This is a genomic window from Verrucomicrobia bacterium S94, from assembly GCA_004299845.1.
Lineage (GTDB): Bacteria > Verrucomicrobiota > Kiritimatiellia > Kiritimatiellales > Pontiellaceae > Pontiella.
In genome coordinates, this window is sequence record CP036201.1 from 2,184,502 (window position 1) to 2,203,592 (window position 19,091).

The following is a 19,091-nucleotide window of genomic DNA, read 5'->3' on the forward strand; positions in this document are numbered from 1 at the left end:
GACCATGAAAAGACGCGAATTCATCTACACGACGGCCTTTGGCGGAACCATCGCCCTCTCCACTTCAAACCTCTATGCCGACCTGCCGTCTGCCGCCGATCCCGTCACAGTCATCATTCAGCTTGCCGGAGGAAACGACGGTCTGAATACCGTCATCCCGATTGATAATGACTATTATTACAGAGCCCGCCCAAAACTGGCCATCAAACCTTCCGCCGCGCTGAAACTCAACGATACCACAGGACTGCATCCCGATCTCGGCGGGTTCAGAACCCTGTATGAGACCGGTCAGCTTGCCATCGTCGAAGGCGTGGGCTACCCCGAACCCAACCGCTCCCATTTCCGCGCCACCGAAATCTGGCATACCGGATCCGATGCCGACACCGTGGAACAGCACGGATGGCTCGGCCGTTATTTCGACACCTATTGCGCCGGTCATCCAGCCAGCGTCGGACTCGCCATCGGCAAACAGAACCCACAGGCCTTTGCCGCCGCCATGCCCACCGGAGTGACCTTTTATGACCCCCGCCAGCTCAACATCCGGAAAGCGCGCGGCAATGAAGATCTGATGATGAGTATGATGGGTATGGACGACGCGGACGAAATGTCGGGAGCGTCCATCGCTGCACTTTCCGGTGGAGGGCAATCTCCGGTTTCCGGAACACTTGATCCTCTCGCCTATCTCGAAAAAACGGCAACCGAGGCCCGGGTCAGCGCACAGCAGATTGATACCATCCTCACAAAAGTCAAACCGCAACGTGACTATCCGCAGAGCCGTTTTGCTCAGGAACTCAAAGTGGTCTCTCAACTCATCCGCGGCGGCATGCCGTCGAAGGTCTATTATCTTTCACGAGGCGGATTCGACACGCATACCAATCAGGCCGGATCGCACGCCAGCCTCATGAAAGAAATTTCCGAAGCCCTGCTTGAATTCAATATTGAACTGGAAAACACCGGGCACAACCGGCGCGTAGCCGTAATGGTCTATTCCGAGTTCGGCCGGCGCGTCAAAGAAAATGCCTCCGGAGGAACCGACCACGGCGTCGCGGCACCGGTCTTTATCATCGGCGGAGCCGTGAAAGGCGGCTTCTATGGCAGACGGCCCGATCTCGCCCCCGAAAATCTGCTCAAAGGCGATCTCGCCCACACCACAGACTATCGTCGCATTTACGCCACGCTGCTTGAAAAACATATGAAAGTGGATTCCATCCCGGTACTGCTGAAAAAATTCCAGCCCCTGGAATTTATCTAATCAGGCATAACCAAGCTTCTTGAGAATCCAGAAATTCTTACGCCAGTTTTTTTCAACTTTGACCCAGAGATTGAGCTTAAAGCGAACGCCGTACATGTCGTATAGTTCTTTTTCAGCCTGCTCGCGCACCCATTTGATCAGGCGCCCTTTATTCCCGATCACGATCCCTTTCTGGGAATGGCGTTCCACCATGACCGAAACCTCAACCGTCCACTTTTTTTCCTGCTCATCGATATCCTCAACCCAGATCGCCAGGGCGTGCGGAAGCTCCTGCTCCAGACGCTGAAAATATTTTTCCCGGATCACATCGGCAATATTCAGTTTCCGCGGATAGTCCGTTAGGATATCGTCAGGGAACAGCGGTTCTCCCTCGGGTACCGTCTCGAACAGCGTTGCAAGCAGTTCGGGCATATGATCACCCTGCAGCGCAGAGACCTCCATCCAGGAGACCTCCTTGTCCGATCCCCGGTCGGCTTTAACGGCTTCCCACATTTCATGGTATTGATCGGCGCAGCTGTAGCGGCGATCGCATTTATTCAGAGCCACAATCACCGGAGCTTCTTCGCGAGTGATCCGCCGGAACCAGCCATCATCCTCCAGCTCAGGTTTCGAAGCCCCATCCAGCACCAGCAGAATGGCGTCCACCCCCTGCACGGCTGAACGGGCGGCTTTGTTCAGATTTTTACCCAGCTCACCCTCCGCCTTATGCACTCCGGGCGTATCCAGAAATACAAGCTGTCCGCGTTCCTCGGTCAGAATAGCGCGGATCACATTCCGTGTGGTCTGAACCGTATCACTGACAATGCTGACCTTCTCTTCGACAAGATGGTTCAGCAGCGTCGATTTCCCGACATTGGTCCGGCCGACAATGGCTACGATACCGGACCTTCCTGGGCCTGTAACTTCTGTATGCTCTTCACTCATGCGAGCGGGTTTTACAGGGATTGGAAATCCGGATAAAGAATATTCGCTGATTTGCTTTTCGGCGTTGCGCCCTGAGCACCCTTTAACTATGGTGTCAGTGTTATGAGATCAGCCTGTCAACTTTTACTATTCGTCGCACTTCCGTTAAGTGCATTTTCCCAGTTTCTACCCGGTGCTCAGCCTCAGCCTCAGCAGCCGATTTCGATTGAAATCGACGGTTATGCCGCAAAGGTCAACGACCGAGTGATCACGCGCGGCGAAGTACGCGAGGCCATGGCCCCGGTCCTGCCCGAAATCTACCGCCAGTTTCAGGGGCCCCAGCTTGAGGAAGAACTTCAGAAAGCTTTCAATAAAGCGCGTGAAGATCTTATTGAACGCGCCCTGATTATGGAAGCGTTCGAAGAGCGCGGCGGCATGATTCCCGACCAGTATGTGAATGATGAAATTAAACGCATCATCAACGACCGGTTCAAAGGCGACAAAGCCATGTTTGAACAGCAGCTGGCCGAACAAAAAAAAACGCGCGAGGAATATGCCGACATGATCCGCGAACAGATGGCCGTCGGAATGATGATTAACGAAGAAGTCTCCCGCCGCGCCCGCGTTACTCCGGAACAGATTCGGGAGGCCTATGAAAGCAATAAAGAGGCATACTTTATTCCCGAAAAGGTAAAATACAGCGTGATCGTGCTGAACAAAGGCGACACCCCCGAAGACCAGGCTGTAAAATTCGAAGAAGCCCGGAACATTCGTAAGAAGCTGCTCGAAGGTGCCGATTTTGCAGAAACGGCCAAAGCGGTTTCGGAAGGAAGTCGCGCTGCGGAAGGCGGTGCATTCCCCTGGCTGCAGCCTAAAGATGTTCGTGAAGAACTACGTGAAATTCTGCGCATCCAGCCGGTCGGCGAAATCAGCGAAATCATTGAGACCGATACCCAGCTTTATATTCTGAAAGTGGATGCCCGCCGCCAGCCGGGCTATAAACCCTTCGATGAAGTCCGCAATGATATCAAAACCGCTCTCACGGCCAAAGAACGGGCGCGGTTGCGGGCGCGCTGGATTGAACGGCTGAAAGCCGATAATTACATCGTAATTTACGACTAATCATCCGGTCGGATCCGACCGCGCAGCTTTTTCTTCTGGCTCTGTTTCGATTTATCGTCGAGCATACGCGCCTTTGCACGGCGGGAGCGGCGGCGTTTCTGACGGCGTATTTTTTCGATCGCCTGCTGTTTTCTGCTTTTTGCGCCAAGACGCTGCTCCTCGATTTGTTCACACAGCTCCACGCGGGCCCAATAGCGGTTTTCCGCCTGCGACCGGGTTTTCTGGCAGCGAATCTCCATCCCGCTTTTTCTGTGGCACAGCTGTACGCAGGAAGACGTCTTATTGATCTTCTGTCCTCCTTTGCCGGAACCGCGGATAAACCGTTCTTCAAGATCCTGCTCAACAATCTCCAGCGCATCCATCCGCCCGCGCAGTTTTTCCCATTTTTCAGGTTTAATCATGTCGACAGCATAGGTCCCCGCTCCGACGTCCGCAATTGATTTCGCGAAACGGTCCTGTAAGATATGCTGAATGGAAGAGTCCGTATCTATCTGGCAACAGGCCCTGCAATGCTTTCTCCTCATTGGTGGTGGAATGGCATTGGCCGGTGTTATTGCCTATGAAAAACGGCATCCGGCCGACCGGAAGCAGCTCGATGATATTCTGGCCAACCGCTCCTGGGAAACCAGGCAGGTCTTCATGCTGCTGGGCACACTTGTAATGCTGTACCTCGCCGCCGGTTTTACCGGACAGTTTTTCCAGGGAGAACGGCGGCCGTTGCTACCCTATATCCAACTCCTCGTCACCCTGATCATTTATGTCGTGCTCATGCTGGAAGCCGGCATCATCAGCCGGATTCGCGGTGGAAGCTGGACAAAGAATCTGGGCGTTGACCGTTCCTGCTTCCGGAAAATCAGATTTGCTCCTCTCATCTACCTGGCCGCCATTCCGCTGATCATCGTGGCTTCAAAACTCTATCAGCTGCTACTGTCCCTCCTGCTCCGGAACGAGCCCGAACTGCAGGAGGTTGTCGAAATTGTCTCGCGCGATATGAGCCTGCTGAAAATGCTGTATATCGGGATGGCGGTTTTTGCAGCTCCTGTTTATGAAGAACTCCTCTACCGCGGGGTCTTTTTTCCCTTTATGGTCAAACGCTCCAACCTGACCATAGGCACCGTACTGGTTTCCGTACTTTTTGCCGTCATGCACAACAACGCCGGCTCTCTGATTCCTCTGATGCTGCTTTCGGTCGTATTAAGCCTGGCCTACTGGCGCACCGGTTCACTCTGGGTCAGCATCGGCGTGCATATGCTCTTCAATGCCGTAACCGTTATCGCCCTGAATATATAGCTTAAAACGTCACCAGTCCGGCAATGGCAGCCCCGATCACGGGCGCGTCGTCAACCTGAATGCAACGGATATGCAGACCACGCTTTTCCAGCAACGGTTTCAGGTAAGTCTGTACTTTCTCTGCCATCTGATAGGTATAGTAATATGTAGATCCGTCAATATTCACACAGACCGGATGAGCGGCATCTTTTCCGGCACCGCTTTTAACCGTCGCGGCACAGAGATTCACCGCAGTCAGCAACGCAGCCCGATCCACGACCCCGTTGAAAACAGTACGCATAATTTCGCGGTCACCCTCCGTAAACCGATCCGAACCGAGTCCGCCGATATCGCGTCCGTTTTTCGCGGCCAGATTGTCGATCTGAATAATGTACAGCTCGTCCAGCGCAGCCAGCGCTTCGCCCCCGCTTTCCGAAAAGACCGCCAGATCGTTCTGAAGCGCTTTCAGCAATTCCAGCGTAATGGAGCCCATGTACACTCCGGAGAGCGCTTTTTCAAAAACATGACTTCCCGGATTTTCGCTCGCTGCATCCAGTTTAAGATCGATAGCACTGCGAGGATAAGCCGCAAAACCGCCGGATTCCACATTAATGACCTGTTCGCCTTCGTTCATCTCCGGCAGTTTACCGATATTGCGGTTCTGCTCCACATAGGCGGTGTTGGTTCCGGTGCCCAGAATAAAACCGATATAAGATGAGGCTCCAAAGCTCTGCCCCGAGAAAGCCCCGCGAGCAGACAGGCCACGGTATCATTCAGCAGAACCACTTTTTTACCCGTGATTCCGCGCGCCTCCAGCGCTTCAATCAATCCGGCCCCTACATGCTGACCGACCAGTTCCGGAATTTTGATTTCCTTCGTCCAGTGCAGCAGCCGTCCGTCAAAATCCGGTTTAATTTCGGCCGGATAGGAAAAACAGAACCCGATGCTGTCAAAATCATCCTTCATCGGTTCCAGCGCATCCACCAGTACCTGATAAAACTCGGTTTTACTCTTTTCCTCGAACCGCCCCGGCATCGGCTGTTTACTGAATCCTTCGAGCTCAACATCGCCTGCTTCGTTAAAACGGGCAATACAGACACGCAGGTTGGTGCCCCCGGCATCGATCACCGCAACCGGTTTCCCGGCCGGCACCTTTCCGGAAGCGCCCACAAAAGCCGGAATCATCGCCAGAGAACTCTCTTCGCCATTCAGCCCCTTTTCCATTTCCTCCAGAAAATTGGCCAGCAGCTCTTCCGGCTCATAGGCTTCCGCCGACACCAATCGCTCTTTCAACCACGCATCAACACCTTCACCCATCGTCAGCTCCTTGAAAAAGCATTTTTTATACGTGTTAAAAATACAGGCGGCAAGCGGCGTTATCCTTGTAGTCGTTCACATCGTATCCGCACCGGACGGAATCGCCATCAGAAACTCGTTCCGATACCAGGCCCGAAGCGATACCCCATTGCGATGCAACGTGTATCTTGAATATTCCACCCGAAACCGAGGCTCCTGCTGAAGCCCGTTGAGCACCAGCAGATCAAACGTCTCGGAATCCCCGCAGAGCAGAATATCGGGCTTCCAACGGTAAAACAGCTCGCGGTTGAATCCGGAATGATTCTTAACGTGGGCGGCATCGCCCGGCGCATGCGCCATCTCCGTTGAATTCAGCCCCATCAGATCCAGAACAGAGCCGGCATAACCCAGCTTGTTTCCCCCGGCGGTAATGACGGCCACCGTCGGCCATCCTTCCAGATCCTGAAACATCCGGGTAAGCGTCTCTCCGTTCCGGCGTCCCTCTTCTGCAATACGGAATTCATGCCTGATTTTTCCGGAGACCGGAAAAAAGGCCCAGCTGATCAGAAACAGCAGCGGAAGGACATATGGACGCAGTTTGCCCGGGAAACGTCCCTCCGCCAGACGGTTCCATTCAAGAACCGCCATCAAACAGAGCAGCGGCCAGAGCGGCTGATAAAAGCGGAACGATCCGAAATGGTCCCCTCCGACCAATACCGGGATCCCGATCCCCGGCAGTAGAAACCAAACGATCCGGGCGGCAACCGGATCCGCTTTTTCCCGTTTTATGACCAGCGTCAGAAACAGCAGTACAACCGCAAAAACCATGGCTCCGCTGAACAGGTAACCCACCGGATAACCGAGCCCATCCAGAATATTGGAAAAAAAGCCCGGCGTTACTTTTGCATAATAGGTATTCGGAACCGGCCACCCGAAATACCACAACCGAAATGCAAGCAGTGCACTCAGCGAAATGGCATAGGTTACGAATACAGGAAGTGCCGCCTTGAAACGCGCCCCTTTGTCGGCAAAGACAAAAACCAGAAGAATCACCCAGGCGCCCCAAAGCATCGATTCAGGACGGGTAATCACCAGTAACGGCATCAGCAGAGCCGCCGCTCCGCTCCGCCGTTCGGCGACCGCCAGACCGAGCAGCGTTAACAGCATACACCACAGGCCCGTTTCCATCAGCGTAACCTGACACCAGGCAAACCACGCCGGCGCTCCGGCGAACATAATAAGAAATCCCGGCACCTCTTTCGCCCGCTTTACACAGGCTGTAAGGGTTACCGCTCCCAGAACCAGATTCAGGAAAAACAGTGGAATTTCCACCGTTTGAAAAAGTGCGACAAATCCGGAACAGATCAGCGTCCAGAGCAACGAAGTAAAACCCTCTACACGCTCTCCACCGATGTTATAAACGAAGCCATGACCGTCTGCAAAATGGTTGGCATAGACCAAAAAGATGTCGGCATCATCAATTCCGGTATGCGGCATACCCAGCATAATCCAGGCTCCGAGCGCGCCTAAAGCAACGGTCAGCAGCGAATAGATTGTAATCCGTTTAAACATCGGAGAAATCTAACGAATCACCCCGCGGTTTCCAATCATTGGAACAGAGAATCCCCCGGAAATTCGCCACCCGGCCACACATATCGGTCCTTCCCAAAGGAATAGGTTTCCAGGGATTGGACGCCGTGCCGCAGTGTGGTATAAACCGGGCATTTTATGACAAGAATGAGGAAAAATATGAATATGCTCCGACTCCTGCCTTTGCTGCTTATTGCCCTGTTGTCCGGTTGCTCGATGCAGGAACCCGCCGATACATCCGATCCCGAGGTATCTCAAAAATGGATTGCCCATTGCTACAAGGAAGCCGGCAAAGCCTCGGGTGCCATGAAAGCTGCCTGGCTGGTGAAAGCCTATGAATTTGCGGAAAAGGCGGATCTTTTTTCCGAGCAGGAAAAACAGGTTCCAGAACAGGTACTGCAAATCGGACTTCAGACCAAAAATTTTTCAGCATTCAACTGGGCCATTGATCATGGTGCAGAGCCGGCGGTTCAGTTCGGCGATCTGGTTGCCTATCATGAACTCGGCCGGGAGTGGCGGGATAAGGTCGTAGAATACAGTCCCGACAGTCTTCCGGTATTCATGAGCCTGGCGGTGGATGAATTTGATCGGAAATTTTTCAGAAAACATGCTGCCGCGTTCATGGAATATGATTTTGAGGTTCCGCAACCGCTGGAAAAAACCGAATTTAAAATCCGCTACCGCCGCTTTCTGGGTATTCAGCTGAAGGAAGCCCTGGAAAAACAGGACGAGGAAATGATCCGTTTCCTTATTTCCGTCACTCCCGAACTGGAAAACACCGGCTATCTGGACGAGGCCGCCCGCAGAGCCATGCAGGCTGCAGGCGAATATGTCTTCGGGACCCTGAACGATGAATCGCTGAAACTGAAACTGCTGGAGCTGAACTGGCCGCTGAAACCAATCGACTTTTCCAGTCCTGACCTGAGCGAGGAATTTCTCGAAGCCTATCGTGCCAAACCTGAATATGTCATTCACACACAGGGCCTCGAAGAATGGGACGGTCCAATGTCTCCGGAGGAAGCCCGTTTTCTGACAACCCTGCCGGAAAAGGCATGGGCACTCCTTCCGAAACTGCATTTCGATGAGCTCACCGAAGAGAGTGTAAAAATGGTGGATTCCGACGCCGCCGCACGGGTGATCGCCTTCAAAGCCGCTCAGAAACCGCTAACCCAGGCAGACTATAACGAGCTGGTCAACTGGGCACTTAAACACGGAAACAAATCCGTCTTTGAATATGTAATGCAGAAATCAGGAAAGCTGGACATCTTCAATATCGACTTTGCCGCGCTGGCCGAAAATCAGAAGCTGTTCGAAATCTATGCTCCGAAAATCATGAGCCGCATCTATTACACCATGGACACGGAACCGCGCGAGGACGGCGTAACCATCGGCAACATCAAACGGGTCTTCGGAGCCAAAAATGAAAAAGCCGGCCTGTGGCTGGTGCATAATTATGATCTTTCCGAATCCTGGGTCAAAGCAACGAAAGGACAGACCCTGTTGATGGATGTCTGCGAAATGGGCAATCTGCTCGCCACCCGCTATCTGGTGGAAAAACGCGGCGAGAATGTGCGCCAGCAAACCGGCTACACGGAAATGCAGTTTACTATCTTCGGCACCACCAAACCCACCGAAGGTAAGCTTTCTCCGATCTTTTTCGCCGCCAAAAGCGGAAACCCGGAGCTGATCAAATACCTCGTTTCCAAGGGGGCCAATGTAAATGCGCGCTCGAACTACCGTGCCACACCATTGATGTATGCTGTGAGCGCCGGTAAAGTGGAAGCCGTAAAAACCCTGATTGCACTGCGGGCGGATGTGAATGCAGAAATGAATCCGAATCTTAAGAATATGGACCTGCGCGAACTCGGCGTATTCCATGAGATCAGCAATCCCTACCGCCGTGCCATTAGCACCAACAACAAAGAAATTCAGCGTATTCTGAGAGAAGCCGGCGGCCGCCCCTGATTTCCTGCTGCTGGTTACAAAAAATGGAACCGCTGTTCCTGCCGTAAAAAGCGGGATCAGGTGCAGGACTGCAGATATGCGGATCTTCCCGGAAGCCTGAAACCCGTCAGAAACTGTAGCCGATGCCGATCACCATCTGATAGTCATCCTGCTCCGGATAATCCAGCCCGCCGACACCGTCATCCACCGGCTCCGGATCTTCCATCCGGTCCCAGATCAGAGAAATATCGAGATCCAGATCATGGATGATTTCATAGGAAAGCGTTGCCACCATGTGGTGCGTATACCGCCCGTTTTCCCTGCTCAGGAAACGGGCGGTATAGTCGTAAATCAAATCCACATCGCCCGTTACTTCATAATCCAGACGCGTACCGATCGTTCCGAAAGCCGATCCTGAATTTTCATCGGCGGGCGGCACCACCTCATCATAACCCGTCTCCTGATAACCGCCCCCCGCATTGGCCGTCCATTCGGTACGGGCCGTACGGATGACATCGTAACCGATACCGGTTGCCAGCGACACCTGATCGCTGATATTCACAAATTCATCGCTGTAATATTCCGCATCCACAATCCGCCAGTAAAATCGACCGGTCAGAAACCAATCGGCATATACGCTCAAACGATGATTGCCGGCTGTTTTCTCTGTATCCTTATCCGAGGTTTCCACCTCGCTATAATTTCCGATATAATCCATATTGAACCGCGAAGCCGCTGTACGACGCTTGATATTCACCATAGCCGTAATATCAAGCGTTTCTGTATTACCTCCGCGCAACGTCGCCCCCAGTGATGCACTGCCCGACCAGTTATCCCGTTTGCTGTTCGATCCGCCTGCAATAGAAACCAGTTGGCTCCGTTTAAACGTCTGCACCTCGCTGTCGTTAATGACCTTCACTTCTGACCCGTCAAGCTCCACAATCCCCTGCAGCACCTCGGTTTCCCGGCGTTTTATCTCAAACATTATTTCCTGGGGATCGCACGAGCGGATTTTTTTCACGTCGTCCAGATCCAGTTTCAGCAGGTCCAGTTCGTCGGAATCAAACTCCAGCGTATAATTATAAAGCACCTTGATTTCACCCTTAAGCCACTCGCCTGAATCCAGCTGAATCCAGTCAAATTGCTGATCCGGTGGAGGGACAAAATGATCCCACAGATCCTTATCCCCGGCTGCCGACGACGGGCCGGCCAGCAGAACCGCAAAACCTGCTCCAGAAATCCAGCGAGCCAACATGTTTCCTCCCTTTTTACTCATTGTGATACGGATGATGCTCCACCACCGTAAAGGCGCGGTATATTCCCTCAAGCAAAACCACCCGGGCAACACCTCCGGCCATCACCAGCGACGACAGAGACCACACCGCATCCGCTTTATTCCGAACCGATTCCGCCAATCCCAGCGCCCCGCCGATCACGATCACCATACGGCGCTTTCCAGCCATTGGAAATGCCCCCTGCCTTCCGGCCTTCAGCAGTTCCGCCATTTCCAGAGTCTTGATGTTCCCTCCCCGCTCATCACATGCCACCAGATAATCCCCGCCTTTCAGCAGTTTTAAAATCCGCTGCCCTTCCGCCTCTTTCGTCTGTTCCGGAGTGCGCGACGAAACCTTCTCGTCTTTATACTCCAACACCTCCACCCCGAACGGTTTAAGGCGTTTAATATATTCATCCTGCGCCGCCGCCAGCGCTTTCGGCTTTATTTTCCCCGGAAATAAAATACAGATTTTCATGCCGCGCGTTATGCCTTAATTCTTCTCCCATTGAAAAAGAAAAAGCCGGTTTCCAATCATTGGAAACCGGCACGGAAACGAAATACCGATTCGGCTTAAATCATTTTCCGACCTTACCGATCACTTCCTTGGCCGTAGCCACAAGACCGGCGACATCAGACAGGTTCGTAGGAATAATCATCGTGTTGTTTTCTTTGGCGAGCTTGCCGAATTCGGAAATATACTGCTCGGCAATTCGAAGATTCACGGCATCCGTTCCGCCATCCGCATTAATCGCCCGGGCAATTTCCGTGATGCCTTCGGCCGTGGCGGTGGCAACAGCGCGGATTTCGGCCGCCCGGCCTTCGGCCTCATTGATGCGTTTCATCTTTTCCCCTTCGGAACGGGCAATCGCCGCCTGCTTTTCGCCGTCGGCCTGATTGATCTGCGCCTGCCGCTCCCCTTCCGACTCCGCAATTACCGCACGTTTTTCGCGCTCGGCCTTCATCTGTTTTTCCATCGCATCTTTGATACTTTGCGGCGGAGTGATGTTTTTCACTTCATAACGGGTCACTTTTACGCCCCACGGATCTGATGCAGCATCAACCGCATCAACAATCGCCCCGTTGATGGAATCCCGTTCTTCAAAGGTTTTATCCAGATCCAGTTTACCGATCACAGAACGCATGGTGGTCTGCGCCAGCTGTGTGGAGGCGAAGCTGTAGTTGCCGATCCCGTACGATGCATTTTTCGGATCGATCACCTGCATATAAAGAATCCCGTCGACTTCAACGGAAATATTGTCTTTCGTAATACACATCTGCGGCGGCACATCCACGGCCTGCTCTTTAAGCGTGTGCTTATAGGCAACGCGATCAATGAACGGAATCAGAATATGCATCCCCGCCTCCAGCGTCTTACGATATTTCCCCAATCGCTCCACGATATAAGCATGCCGCTGCGGCACAATCTGCATGGTTTTTGCAATCGCAATAAATACGAAAACCACAACTGCCCCTGTGAAAACCAACCAACCCATTTTTTTCTCCTATTTGCTTTTAACCATTAACGTCAGACTCTTCTGACCGCTGATCACGACACGCTGCCCGACCGTAAGCGTTTCCCCGGACTCCGCTTTCCACGCCGTTCCATTCAGAATGACCTTTCCGGGCGATTCCGGAGTAATTTCCACCGACACTTCAGCCTCCCGGCCGATCATGCCTTCGTTATAAGAGTCTGTATTCACATCACTCTCATTTCCGGTAAACACCGGCTTAATCAGACGGCGCAGACCGAAAAGCGATACCAGTGAGGCAACAGTGAAAACCATCAGCTGCGCCGAAAGTCCAACCGGCAACAGCCAGCTCACTAAAGCCGTGATCAGTGCCCCGATCCCGAAAAAAAACAGAATCAGACCGGGCATAATAAATTCGCAAAGCATCAGCCCCACACCAATAATTGCCCACCAGAATATGGGAGTGAACATATCAACCTCCTTGCAATGTTTAAAAAGATAGATCTTTATTTTAACACTATCGATTACAAAGTGCCACGCTGTTTATAATCCATTAAAAAGGCCGGCTTCCACTTCTGGAAACCGGCCGCCCCGAATGGTCAGTTAACAGCAATCAGACTCCGCTGAAGGTCGAGAAACCGCCATCGACCGGCACCACGGTTCCGGTCACAAACGATGCCGCATCGGAAATCAGATAATGAATTGTTCCATAAACTTCATCCTGATTACCAAAGCGACGAAAAGGCGTATTGTCAATAACCTGTTGTCCACGTTCGGTGTAGGAACCGTCTTCGTTGATCAGCAGCGCGCGGTTCTGATTACCGATGAAGAAACCCGGGGCAATCGCGTTTACCCGGATTTTATCACCGTATTTAAGCGCCATTTCAGCCGCCATCCAGCGGGTAAAATTATCAATGGCCGCCTTGGCGTTGGAATAGCCCAGCACACGGGTAATCGCCAGCGGAGAGGACATGGAGGAAAAATTAACCACACAACCGGCTCCCTGCTGTTTGAAGGCTTTGGCAAAGGTCATCGTCGGCATGACCGATCCCTTCAGGTTCAGATCGAGCACTTTGGAATAGTCCTCGATCTTAAGATCAAACACATCCTGATCCGGCCCGATCGTGGCTCCCGGCATATTTCCGCCGGCGCCGTTGATCAGCGCATCAATGCGCCCGCATTTGTCCATGACCTGATTATAGACATGATCAAGCGCATCCTGATCGAGCACATTACAGGCAAACCCGCAGCACTTGTCGGAAATTTTCCGAGCTTCCGCCACGGTTTCATCCACTTTCTCCTGAAACAGATCCAGGTAGACGACATAGGCCCCCTGTTCCTGCAGATAGCGGGCGGTTCCCCCTGCAAGCACACCGGCCGCACCGGTAACCGCAATAACTTTATCCTGAATATCAAACAACTGATTCATAAACTCTCCTATTAACCTCAAAGGTTTGAGATATAAGAAAAACAAAATAACAATCCAATGAAAAGAAGTTTATTCCCCGGGGATGTGATAAAGCATCATTCCGTTATAAAATGCGGGCTGTCCCTCTGTCACCAGCCCCACCTGTGAAGCCGGCCACCGGCCTTCCACCTCAACCATGGGGCGACCGTTCAGCTCAATCAGCACACGATCCTCCAGTTTGACGCACCGGAAAAAATAGCTCGATTCCACCTCCAGAGTAATCACCGTTTCCTGCGGACGCGACATCGTATCCGATTCGGACGAACCATCACCAATCGCTTCATTCGATCCCAGCGACTCCCCCGGCGTGTATCCGCGTTTATATTCCCCTGTACGGCTGTCGATCACAATCGATCCGGGAATATAAAACCCGAATCCGATATAATTGCCGACCAGCGGACGGAACCGGACCGGATTAAAGATACCCGCCTTCTGAACCCGGGGCCCGGGTTCATCGGCCTCATAAAACCGTCCATCCTCCCAGAGATTAGGCTGTTCGCCCCGATCAAGTTTCGCGTATTTGATCACCATATCATCGCCCGGAATCAGGAACTCCTGACGCAAATGCTCAAACTCACCCTCCAGCCATCGAATATCCATAGAGGAAATCACCGACTCGGAGCGCAGACCATAGACCCACGAAGTGACATTCCGATACGCGGTGCTTTTGTCGTAAAGATGCCGATGTACCACTTTGGTCCGCAGTTTCCTGTGTACCGGCTTAATCTCGCGCCCATCGAGCTTCCCGGTCACCACCAGTTCACGTGCCCGCGTATCAATCATGGCTTTCAGATAGTTCTTCCGATCTGCAAACACCGGGAAAATCCCGTACGTACGGTTTTTGCCCTCTTCCATCTCTTCAAGCCGCACATTGACCGTAAATTCATATTGATTCAGGAGATCGCCCTTAAACAGACGACCGGTTTCAGAATGAGTGCGCTGCTCCAGACCCAGCGCTTTATGCATACGCCATTCACCGGACGGTCGCGTTCCGTCGGCCGCCCCGCCCCAGCCCGAAATAAACTGATCATGCTCATCCCAGCCGACGGTGTAGGTCACACCATCAAATTCGGCCTCCGAATTACCGCAATAGAAGCCGGGAACACCGGGCCGGGTGATTTTTGTCATCAGCGGCTTTCCGGGCAGCAGATCAATTCCGTTGAGTTTAACATCGAACCTGGTCCCGTTCCGGGTCACCCGCAACCGCTGCAGCGGCGCATCGGCTCCATCCATACCCGGCGGCTTTTCCAGCAAGCGGAATGTTCGGGGAAGTTTGAATTTTTTCGGAACCAGTCCGCCCGGTTCGATATGATAGGACCAGGTGCGTTTTGCCGGATTAATACTCACAATCAGATCGGATTCACCATCGCTCCAGGCCACCACGCCGACATCACCCTTTCCGGAAGCCGGAAACCGGATCCCCGTCTCAAAGAGATAATTCATTCGGGGTTCCTGCTTCAGATACGCCTTGGCTTTTCCAACGGGAGCCGACTGGCGCATGGCCCCATCCACACTCATCCATTTTCCGCCGGAAAACATCCACCGTTCCGCCCAGTCGATCTGCTCACCGGACGGAAATGTATCCGAAAACGTCGGCGGCACCGGTGCGGGATGATACCCCGGGCTGACCGCTGTGGTAGGGCCGTCAACCACCAGCTCCTTATCATAGAAAAAGACACGGTCAAGCCCGGTTCCGGGTTTGCCGTTCCACCAGGCCTGATACAGCATCCATTTTTCAAACCCGTTCGGCCCGTGAATCAAACGCGGAGCAGTAAGACCGTAAACAGTCGGCTCCACCGGAAGTTCCTCCGCATCAAACAATCCGAAATCAATAAACCGTACCGGCGCGTCTTCAGGAACCCGCACCCGAACCGCAATCACATTCTCCTCCGGATTGAACACTCCGTTGCAGTCCTCGGAAATATCGAAATTGCTGTAGGCCACAGCGGGCTCGGCCGATTCATAGACCTTTACCCCGTTAATAAACACCTGCACGGCTCCTTCATGGCGGATATTCAGCACCGGCGTTTCCGGAATTTCATGACGCAGATCAAATTCCCGGCGCACCCACAAATATTCCCCTTTATCCCATTTCGTACGACAGGCATGCAGCTGTGCACCGTTCACCTCATCCGGCGAACCGAATCCGCCGTCGCCCGTTCTCCACTTCGAATATTTATACCCGGACCTCATCCAGTCCCCCTCCGGAGGGATGGTGGTATAGCGCCCGCGCCAGGGCATAAATTCACCGGTAGGAAGAATCGTTTTATAGATATAGGAAAGCCGGTCCGCATTACGCCGCAGCACCGGATCGGACCGTTTATCGGTATTATCAAATTTCAGCGGGTTTTCATTCACCGCCACCCCCACTTCGCGCAGGCCGGTGCGCGGTCCCGGATTATTTGCAGCATAGAGCAGATAATAATTCCCCCGATATGCAACAACCTCAGGCTCACCCAGATCGGCACTATCAAGCGAATCCCACATCCCCCGACGCCCGTCCAGCAGCTGATCCGGTTTACCATACGCCTTCCAGGGTTTGGAATAGCGCTGCAGCCAGATCTCACCCTCTTTTTTACTGCCCGCGCGCCGGTTTACGGAAAAAAGCATTCCGCCTGAATCCTGATACATCCGCATTTCATTCCCGGAAAGCCCTGTTTTCTGCAAATCGGAAAACGGCTCAAGCGGATGTGCTGCCGAAGCATATCCCTGCCCCTGCGCATAAAGATGAAACAGACCGTTGCGGTAAAAAAGCTCATACGGACGGGCCACCGTCTCCGGAAGAACCCGGATAGGCTCTCTCCAGTCCACCAGATTCCCGGACCTCAGCATCACTCCGTTACTGACACCGTCCAGTGCATAATAGGCCCCGTTGTAATGCACCATCGCTCCGTCCAGCCGGACCGGCAGCGGATTGTTCAGTGCCAGAGCGCAGGAAGCTTCCCACAGCAACGCGGATATCATGCAGAAATTACTCAACCTTATGCCCATAGCCTCTCCCTTTTTCGGACCGGGATTATCCCGGATCACCACCCCGAAAACCAGCGTATTTTACGCACGATAGGCTTTACTCCCGCGGTCGGGTCCGCCACGTTTTTTCCCATGATTGGAAATGCACGTTTTTTTTATCTGACAGCCGGGTTCGCTCTCGTAGGACTGGCAACCCTCGGTATTTTTCTTCCACTGCTGCCCACCACCCCGCTCCTGCTTCTGGCAGCCTGGTGTTTTGCCAACTCCTCCGATAAATATCACCAATGGCTGCTCAACCATAAAGTATTCGGAAACCTTATCCGCAACTGGCAGGAAAACCGCTGTATGCCCCGGAAGGCTAAAATTCTTTCGGTAACCATGATCCTCCTCTTCGGCGGTTTTTCCATCTACCGGATTGAAAGCATCCCGATCAGAATCATCGGCGGTCTGCTCTGCCTGACCGGACTTTTTTTCGTTCTCCGGATTCCGGTCTGCAAAAAAAATTAGCGGATTTTTTCCATCACACTGTCAACCTTGTCTTCGAGCGACTGCTCCCGATCCGTACGGGTTCCCAGTTTGATATTCGTATGAATCCGCGGAGCACCCATTGCATGCACCTTTTCATGACAGGCCTTCACCGCAGCCATAACCTGATCCCATTCACCCTCGATGGAAGTTCCGTTGGGATGCAACGATGTTTTGAGCCCCGGCTGATTTAGAATCTCCTCACAGGCCGCAACATAGCCTGACAGCGAGACCCCCACTCCGATCGGAACAATGCACAGATCCATAATAACCTTCATCTCAATCCTCCAACACCGCTTTCTGCCACTTTCTCACCGAATTTACGAGCCACACTTCATCGGCCGATTTCAGATCCGCCAAAGTAATCACACCCTCTTCAATCGTACCGGCTTTCAACAATGAAGCCCGGAATGTACCGCCCAGCAGCCCGCACGCCACCGGCGGCGTAATCTTTCTTCCGTCCTTCGCAATCACCACATTGGTAAACGTCCCTTCTGTCACCTCACCCCGTTCATTCCAGAGCAGTACTTCATCATACTCAGGAAATGCAGCCCGTGCCTCTTCATAAACCGCACGGTGTGTGGTTTTGTGATAAAGAAAAACATTGTCCGAATCGACCGGTTTTTCCGCAATCGCAATTTTCCAGACCTCTTTTTCCGAAGCCTTCACCGGAAACCGCTGCACTTCTGAACCTCCCGTCTTTGAAACCAGCAAACGAATCCGCAAAGACTCACACCCGAGATTTTCCAGACTGCGCATAATCGTCTGCAGATCCAGAGGAATATCAAAATAGGCCGCCGACTCGTGTAACCGCCGCATATGCTCATCCAACAGATAAATCCCGCTCTCAGGCTCCCACAGCATGGTTTCCAAAAGGTGGAAATCCGGGCGGGGCTGAGTCAGCACCCGCGCCTTCGTGAGCGTTTCCTCATATTCCGACTCTGCCTCCGAATCCCACACAATTCCGCCACCGACCCCGAACTCCAGCATCCCGTTCTGAATCAGCGCCGTACGGATGGCCACGTTAAAACACGCTTCGCCCTCCGGTGTTATGAATCCGATCGACCCGGTATACACCTTTCGCGGCGAAGTTTCCAGCGACCGGATAATCTCCATGGTTTTCGCCTTCGGCGCCCCTGTAATGGATGCGCAGGGATAAAGAGCCTTAAAAACTCCGGAAAACGTTCCGTTTCCCCCCGTACTTATCCGTGAAGCCACACGCCCTTTCACCGTCGAGGTCATCTGCCAGACGGTTGGATATTTTTCGACATCAAACGTGCTGACCGTTTCGACACTCCCCGCTTCGGCGACGCGACCGATATCGTTGCGGATCATATCGACAATCATGATGTTTTCCGCCCGGTCTTTTTCCGATTTCTGCAATGCCTCCGCCTGCTTTTGATCATCAGAAAAAGTAAATCCCCGCCGCGCCGTTCCTTTCATCGGACGGGAGCTGACGATCCCGTTTTTCATCTGGAAAAAAAGTTCGGGCGATGCCGAACAGATGGCAAAGTCCTCGGTTTCAATAAAAGCCGCATATTCCGTATTCTGTCCGTTCACCAGTGCACAGAAAAAAGCCCATGCATCCCCCGCAAATTCAGCATGCAGCCGGTAGGTGTAGTTCACCTGATACGTGGCCCCTGCCGCAATGCTTTCCTTAATAGAACCAATCGCCGCGGTGAATTCCTCATTTGAAACAGAGGGTTCAGGTGTTCCGACAGAAAAAGCCGCCGATGAAACCGCATCAATATCCTCAAGAATTTCCGGAGCCCTGAACAGCCCCCACATCAACAGCGGAAAATCCCCCGAATCATGCACCCGAAGTGCCGGATCAAAGGCCGGAGCGGCTTCATAGGAAAGGAACCCCGCTGCATAAAGTCCCGACTGCTCCGCTTCGCCGATCGCGGGCAGTACCTCCTCCAGCCGCTCCGCTTTCAACACCTTTTCCGGATGCTGAAACCGCAGCCACCGCTTCCCCTGTTTGAGAACCACTTTCATTGGCATCCT

General features: G+C 53.0%; 18 protein-coding genes. 5 read left to right on the plus strand and 13 right to left on the minus strand.

Going from position 1 to position 19,091, the window contains the following annotated elements:
• The first annotated feature begins 4 nt into the window (after positions 1–4).
• The gene (locus EGM51_09260; protein QBG47572.1) at positions 5–1,252 is read left to right on the plus strand and encodes a DUF1501 domain-containing protein; all 1,248 of its coding nucleotides are present in this window, start codon (positions 5–7) and stop codon (positions 1,250–1,252) included.
• Here the strand turns inward: EGM51_09260 and EGM51_09265 are convergent, their stop codons facing one another.
• Positions 1,253–2,176, minus strand: a complete 924-nt coding sequence (locus tag EGM51_09265; GenBank protein QBG47573.1) for a GTPase Era — start codon at positions 2,174–2,176, stop codon at positions 1,253–1,255.
• A gap of 102 nt (positions 2,177–2,278) precedes the next feature.
• On the opposite strand from EGM51_09265, the gene EGM51_09270 reads away from it, so the two are divergent.
• Entirely contained in the window at positions 2,279–3,277 is a 999-nt protein-coding gene (locus tag EGM51_09270; protein QBG47574.1) for a hypothetical protein, read from the plus strand.
• Here EGM51_09270 and EGM51_09275 read toward each other — a convergent pair.
• Positions 3,274–3,678 carry a peptide chain release factor-like protein gene (locus EGM51_09275; GenBank protein ID QBG47575.1) on the minus strand — a complete coding sequence of 135 codons (405 nt, stop codon included), beginning with the start codon at positions 3,676–3,678 and terminating at the stop codon, positions 3,274–3,276. The genes EGM51_09270 and EGM51_09275 overlap by 4 nt on opposite strands.
• Positions 3,679–3,748: 70 nt before the next feature.
• Between EGM51_09275 and EGM51_09280 the strand changes: the two genes are divergently transcribed.
• Positions 3,749–4,567: a CPBP family intramembrane metalloprotease gene (locus tag EGM51_09280; protein QBG47576.1), complete on the plus strand. Its 819-nt coding sequence runs from the start codon at positions 3,749–3,751 to the stop codon at positions 4,565–4,567.
• A 1-nt stretch (position 4,568) separates the two neighbouring features.
• Here EGM51_09280 and EGM51_09285 read toward each other — a convergent pair whose 3' ends face one another.
• The 3 genes from EGM51_09285 to EGM51_09295 all read right to left on the minus strand — a co-directional run bounded on the left by EGM51_09285 (position 4,569) and on the right by EGM51_09295 (position 7,414).
• On the minus strand, positions 4,569–5,306 hold the full coding sequence (locus EGM51_09285; GenBank protein ID QBG47577.1) for a hypothetical protein: 738 nt from the start codon (positions 5,304–5,306) through the stop codon (positions 4,569–4,571).
• Positions 5,177–5,863: a hypothetical protein gene (locus EGM51_09290; GenBank protein QBG47578.1), complete on the minus strand. Its 687-nt coding sequence runs from the start codon at positions 5,861–5,863 to the stop codon at positions 5,177–5,179. Before EGM51_09290 ends, EGM51_09285 begins: the two co-directional genes overlap by 130 nt.
• Positions 5,864–5,938: 75 nt before the next feature.
• Entirely contained in the window at positions 5,939–7,414 is a 1,476-nt protein-coding gene (locus EGM51_09295) for a hypothetical protein (protein QBG47579.1), read from the minus strand.
• A gap of 156 nt (positions 7,415–7,570) precedes the next feature.
• On the opposite strand from EGM51_09295, the gene EGM51_09300 reads away from it, so the two are divergent.
• Positions 7,571–9,397 (plus strand): ankyrin repeat domain-containing protein, encoded by a 1,827-nt coding sequence (locus tag EGM51_09300; GenBank protein QBG47580.1) that lies wholly within the window; start codon positions 7,571–7,573, stop codon positions 9,395–9,397.
• Between the two features lie 106 nt (positions 9,398–9,503).
• Here EGM51_09300 and EGM51_09305 read toward each other — a convergent pair whose 3' ends face one another.
• The 6 genes from EGM51_09305 to EGM51_09330 all read right to left on the minus strand — a co-directional run bounded on the left by EGM51_09305 (position 9,504) and on the right by EGM51_09330 (position 16,580).
• The gene (locus EGM51_09305) at positions 9,504–10,652 is read right to left on the minus strand and encodes a DUF481 domain-containing protein (protein ID QBG47581.1); all 1,149 of its coding nucleotides are present in this window, start codon (positions 10,650–10,652) and stop codon (positions 9,504–9,506) included.
• Positions 10,645–11,127, minus strand: a complete 483-nt coding sequence (locus EGM51_09310) for a 23S rRNA (pseudouridine(1915)-N(3))-methyltransferase RlmH (GenBank protein ID QBG47582.1) — start codon at positions 11,125–11,127, stop codon at positions 10,645–10,647. The genes EGM51_09305 and EGM51_09310 overlap by 8 nt, the downstream gene beginning before the upstream one ends.
• A gap of 100 nt (positions 11,128–11,227) precedes the next feature.
• The gene (locus EGM51_09315) at positions 11,228–12,145 is read right to left on the minus strand and encodes an SPFH/Band 7/PHB domain protein (GenBank protein QBG47583.1); all 918 of its coding nucleotides are present in this window, start codon (positions 12,143–12,145) and stop codon (positions 11,228–11,230) included.
• A gap of 9 nt (positions 12,146–12,154) precedes the next feature.
• Entirely contained in the window at positions 12,155–12,592 is a 438-nt protein-coding gene (locus EGM51_09320; protein ID QBG47584.1) for an NfeD family protein, read from the minus strand.
• A gap of 142 nt (positions 12,593–12,734) precedes the next feature.
• Positions 12,735–13,550 (minus strand): SDR family oxidoreductase, encoded by an 816-nt coding sequence (locus EGM51_09325; protein QBG47585.1) that lies wholly within the window; start codon positions 13,548–13,550, stop codon positions 12,735–12,737.
• 69 nt (positions 13,551–13,619) lie between these two features.
• The gene (locus EGM51_09330; protein ID QBG47586.1) at positions 13,620–16,580 is read right to left on the minus strand and encodes a hypothetical protein; all 2,961 of its coding nucleotides are present in this window, start codon (positions 16,578–16,580) and stop codon (positions 13,620–13,622) included.
• Between the two features lie 111 nt (positions 16,581–16,691).
• On the opposite strand from EGM51_09330, the gene EGM51_09335 reads away from it, so the two are divergent.
• Positions 16,692–17,066: a DUF454 domain-containing protein gene (locus tag EGM51_09335; GenBank protein QBG47587.1), complete on the plus strand. Its 375-nt coding sequence runs from the start codon at positions 16,692–16,694 to the stop codon at positions 17,064–17,066.
• Here the strand turns inward: EGM51_09335 and EGM51_09340 are convergent.
• Together EGM51_09340 and pabB are read right to left on the minus strand one after the other, a co-directional pair.
• Positions 17,063–17,362: an MTH1187 family thiamine-binding protein gene (locus EGM51_09340; GenBank protein ID QBG47588.1), complete on the minus strand. Its 300-nt coding sequence runs from the start codon at positions 17,360–17,362 to the stop codon at positions 17,063–17,065. The genes EGM51_09335 and EGM51_09340 overlap by 4 nt on opposite strands.
• Position 17,363: 1 nt before the next feature.
• Positions 17,364–19,088 (minus strand): aminodeoxychorismate synthase component I, encoded by a 1,725-nt coding sequence (gene pabB / locus EGM51_09345; GenBank protein ID QBG47589.1) that lies wholly within the window; start codon positions 19,086–19,088, stop codon positions 17,364–17,366.
• Positions 19,089–19,091: the final 3 nt, after the last annotated feature.

What these genes read in the sequence shown, in the direction of transcription:
- EGM51_09340 (QBG47588.1), bottom strand. Translation starts at nt 17,362, where the DNA reads ATGAAGGTTATTATGGATCTGTGCATTGTTCCGATCGGAGTGGGGGTC.
- EGM51_09330 (QBG47586.1), bottom strand. Translation starts at nt 16,580, where the DNA reads ATGGGCATAAGGTTGAGTAATTTCTGCATGATATCCGCGTTGCTGTGG.
- EGM51_09325 (QBG47585.1), bottom strand. Translation starts at nt 13,550, where the DNA reads ATGAATCAGTTGTTTGATATTCAGGATAAAGTTATTGCGGTTACCGGT.
- EGM51_09315 (QBG47583.1), bottom strand. Translation starts at nt 12,145, where the DNA reads ATGGGTTGGTTGGTTTTCACAGGGGCAGTTGTGGTTTTCGTATTTATT.
- EGM51_09310 (QBG47582.1), bottom strand. Translation starts at nt 11,127, where the DNA reads ATGAAAATCTGTATTTTATTTCCGGGGAAAATAAAGCCGAAAGCGCTG.
- EGM51_09295 (QBG47579.1), bottom strand. Translation starts at nt 7,414, where the DNA reads ATGTTTAAACGGATTACAATCTATTCGCTGCTGACCGTTGCTTTAGGC.
- EGM51_09335 (QBG47587.1), top strand. Translation starts at nt 16,692, where the DNA reads ATGATTGGAAATGCACGTTTTTTTTATCTGACAGCCGGGTTCGCTCTC.
- EGM51_09320 (QBG47584.1), bottom strand. Translation starts at nt 12,592, where the DNA reads ATGTTCACTCCCATATTCTGGTGGGCAATTATTGGTGTGGGGCTGATG.
- EGM51_09275 (QBG47575.1), bottom strand. Translation starts at nt 3,678, where the DNA reads ATGATTAAACCTGAAAAATGGGAAAAACTGCGCGGGCGGATGGATGCG.
- EGM51_09300 (QBG47580.1), top strand. Translation starts at nt 7,571, where the DNA reads ATGACAAGAATGAGGAAAAATATGAATATGCTCCGACTCCTGCCTTTG.
- EGM51_09270 (QBG47574.1), top strand. Translation starts at nt 2,279, where the DNA reads ATGAGATCAGCCTGTCAACTTTTACTATTCGTCGCACTTCCGTTAAGT.
- EGM51_09260 (QBG47572.1), top strand. Translation starts at nt 5, where the DNA reads ATGAAAAGACGCGAATTCATCTACACGACGGCCTTTGGCGGAACCATC.
- pabB (QBG47589.1), bottom strand. Translation starts at nt 19,088, where the DNA reads ATGCCAATGAAAGTGGTTCTCAAACAGGGGAAGCGGTGGCTGCGGTTT.
- EGM51_09280 (QBG47576.1), top strand. Translation starts at nt 3,749, where the DNA reads ATGGAAGAGTCCGTATCTATCTGGCAACAGGCCCTGCAATGCTTTCTC.
- EGM51_09305 (QBG47581.1), bottom strand. Translation starts at nt 10,652, where the DNA reads ATGAGTAAAAAGGGAGGAAACATGTTGGCTCGCTGGATTTCTGGAGCA.
- EGM51_09265 (QBG47573.1), bottom strand. Translation starts at nt 2,176, where the DNA reads ATGAGTGAAGAGCATACAGAAGTTACAGGCCCAGGAAGGTCCGGTATC.
- EGM51_09290 (QBG47578.1), bottom strand. Translation starts at nt 5,863, where the DNA reads ATGGGTGAAGGTGTTGATGCGTGGTTGAAAGAGCGATTGGTGTCGGCG.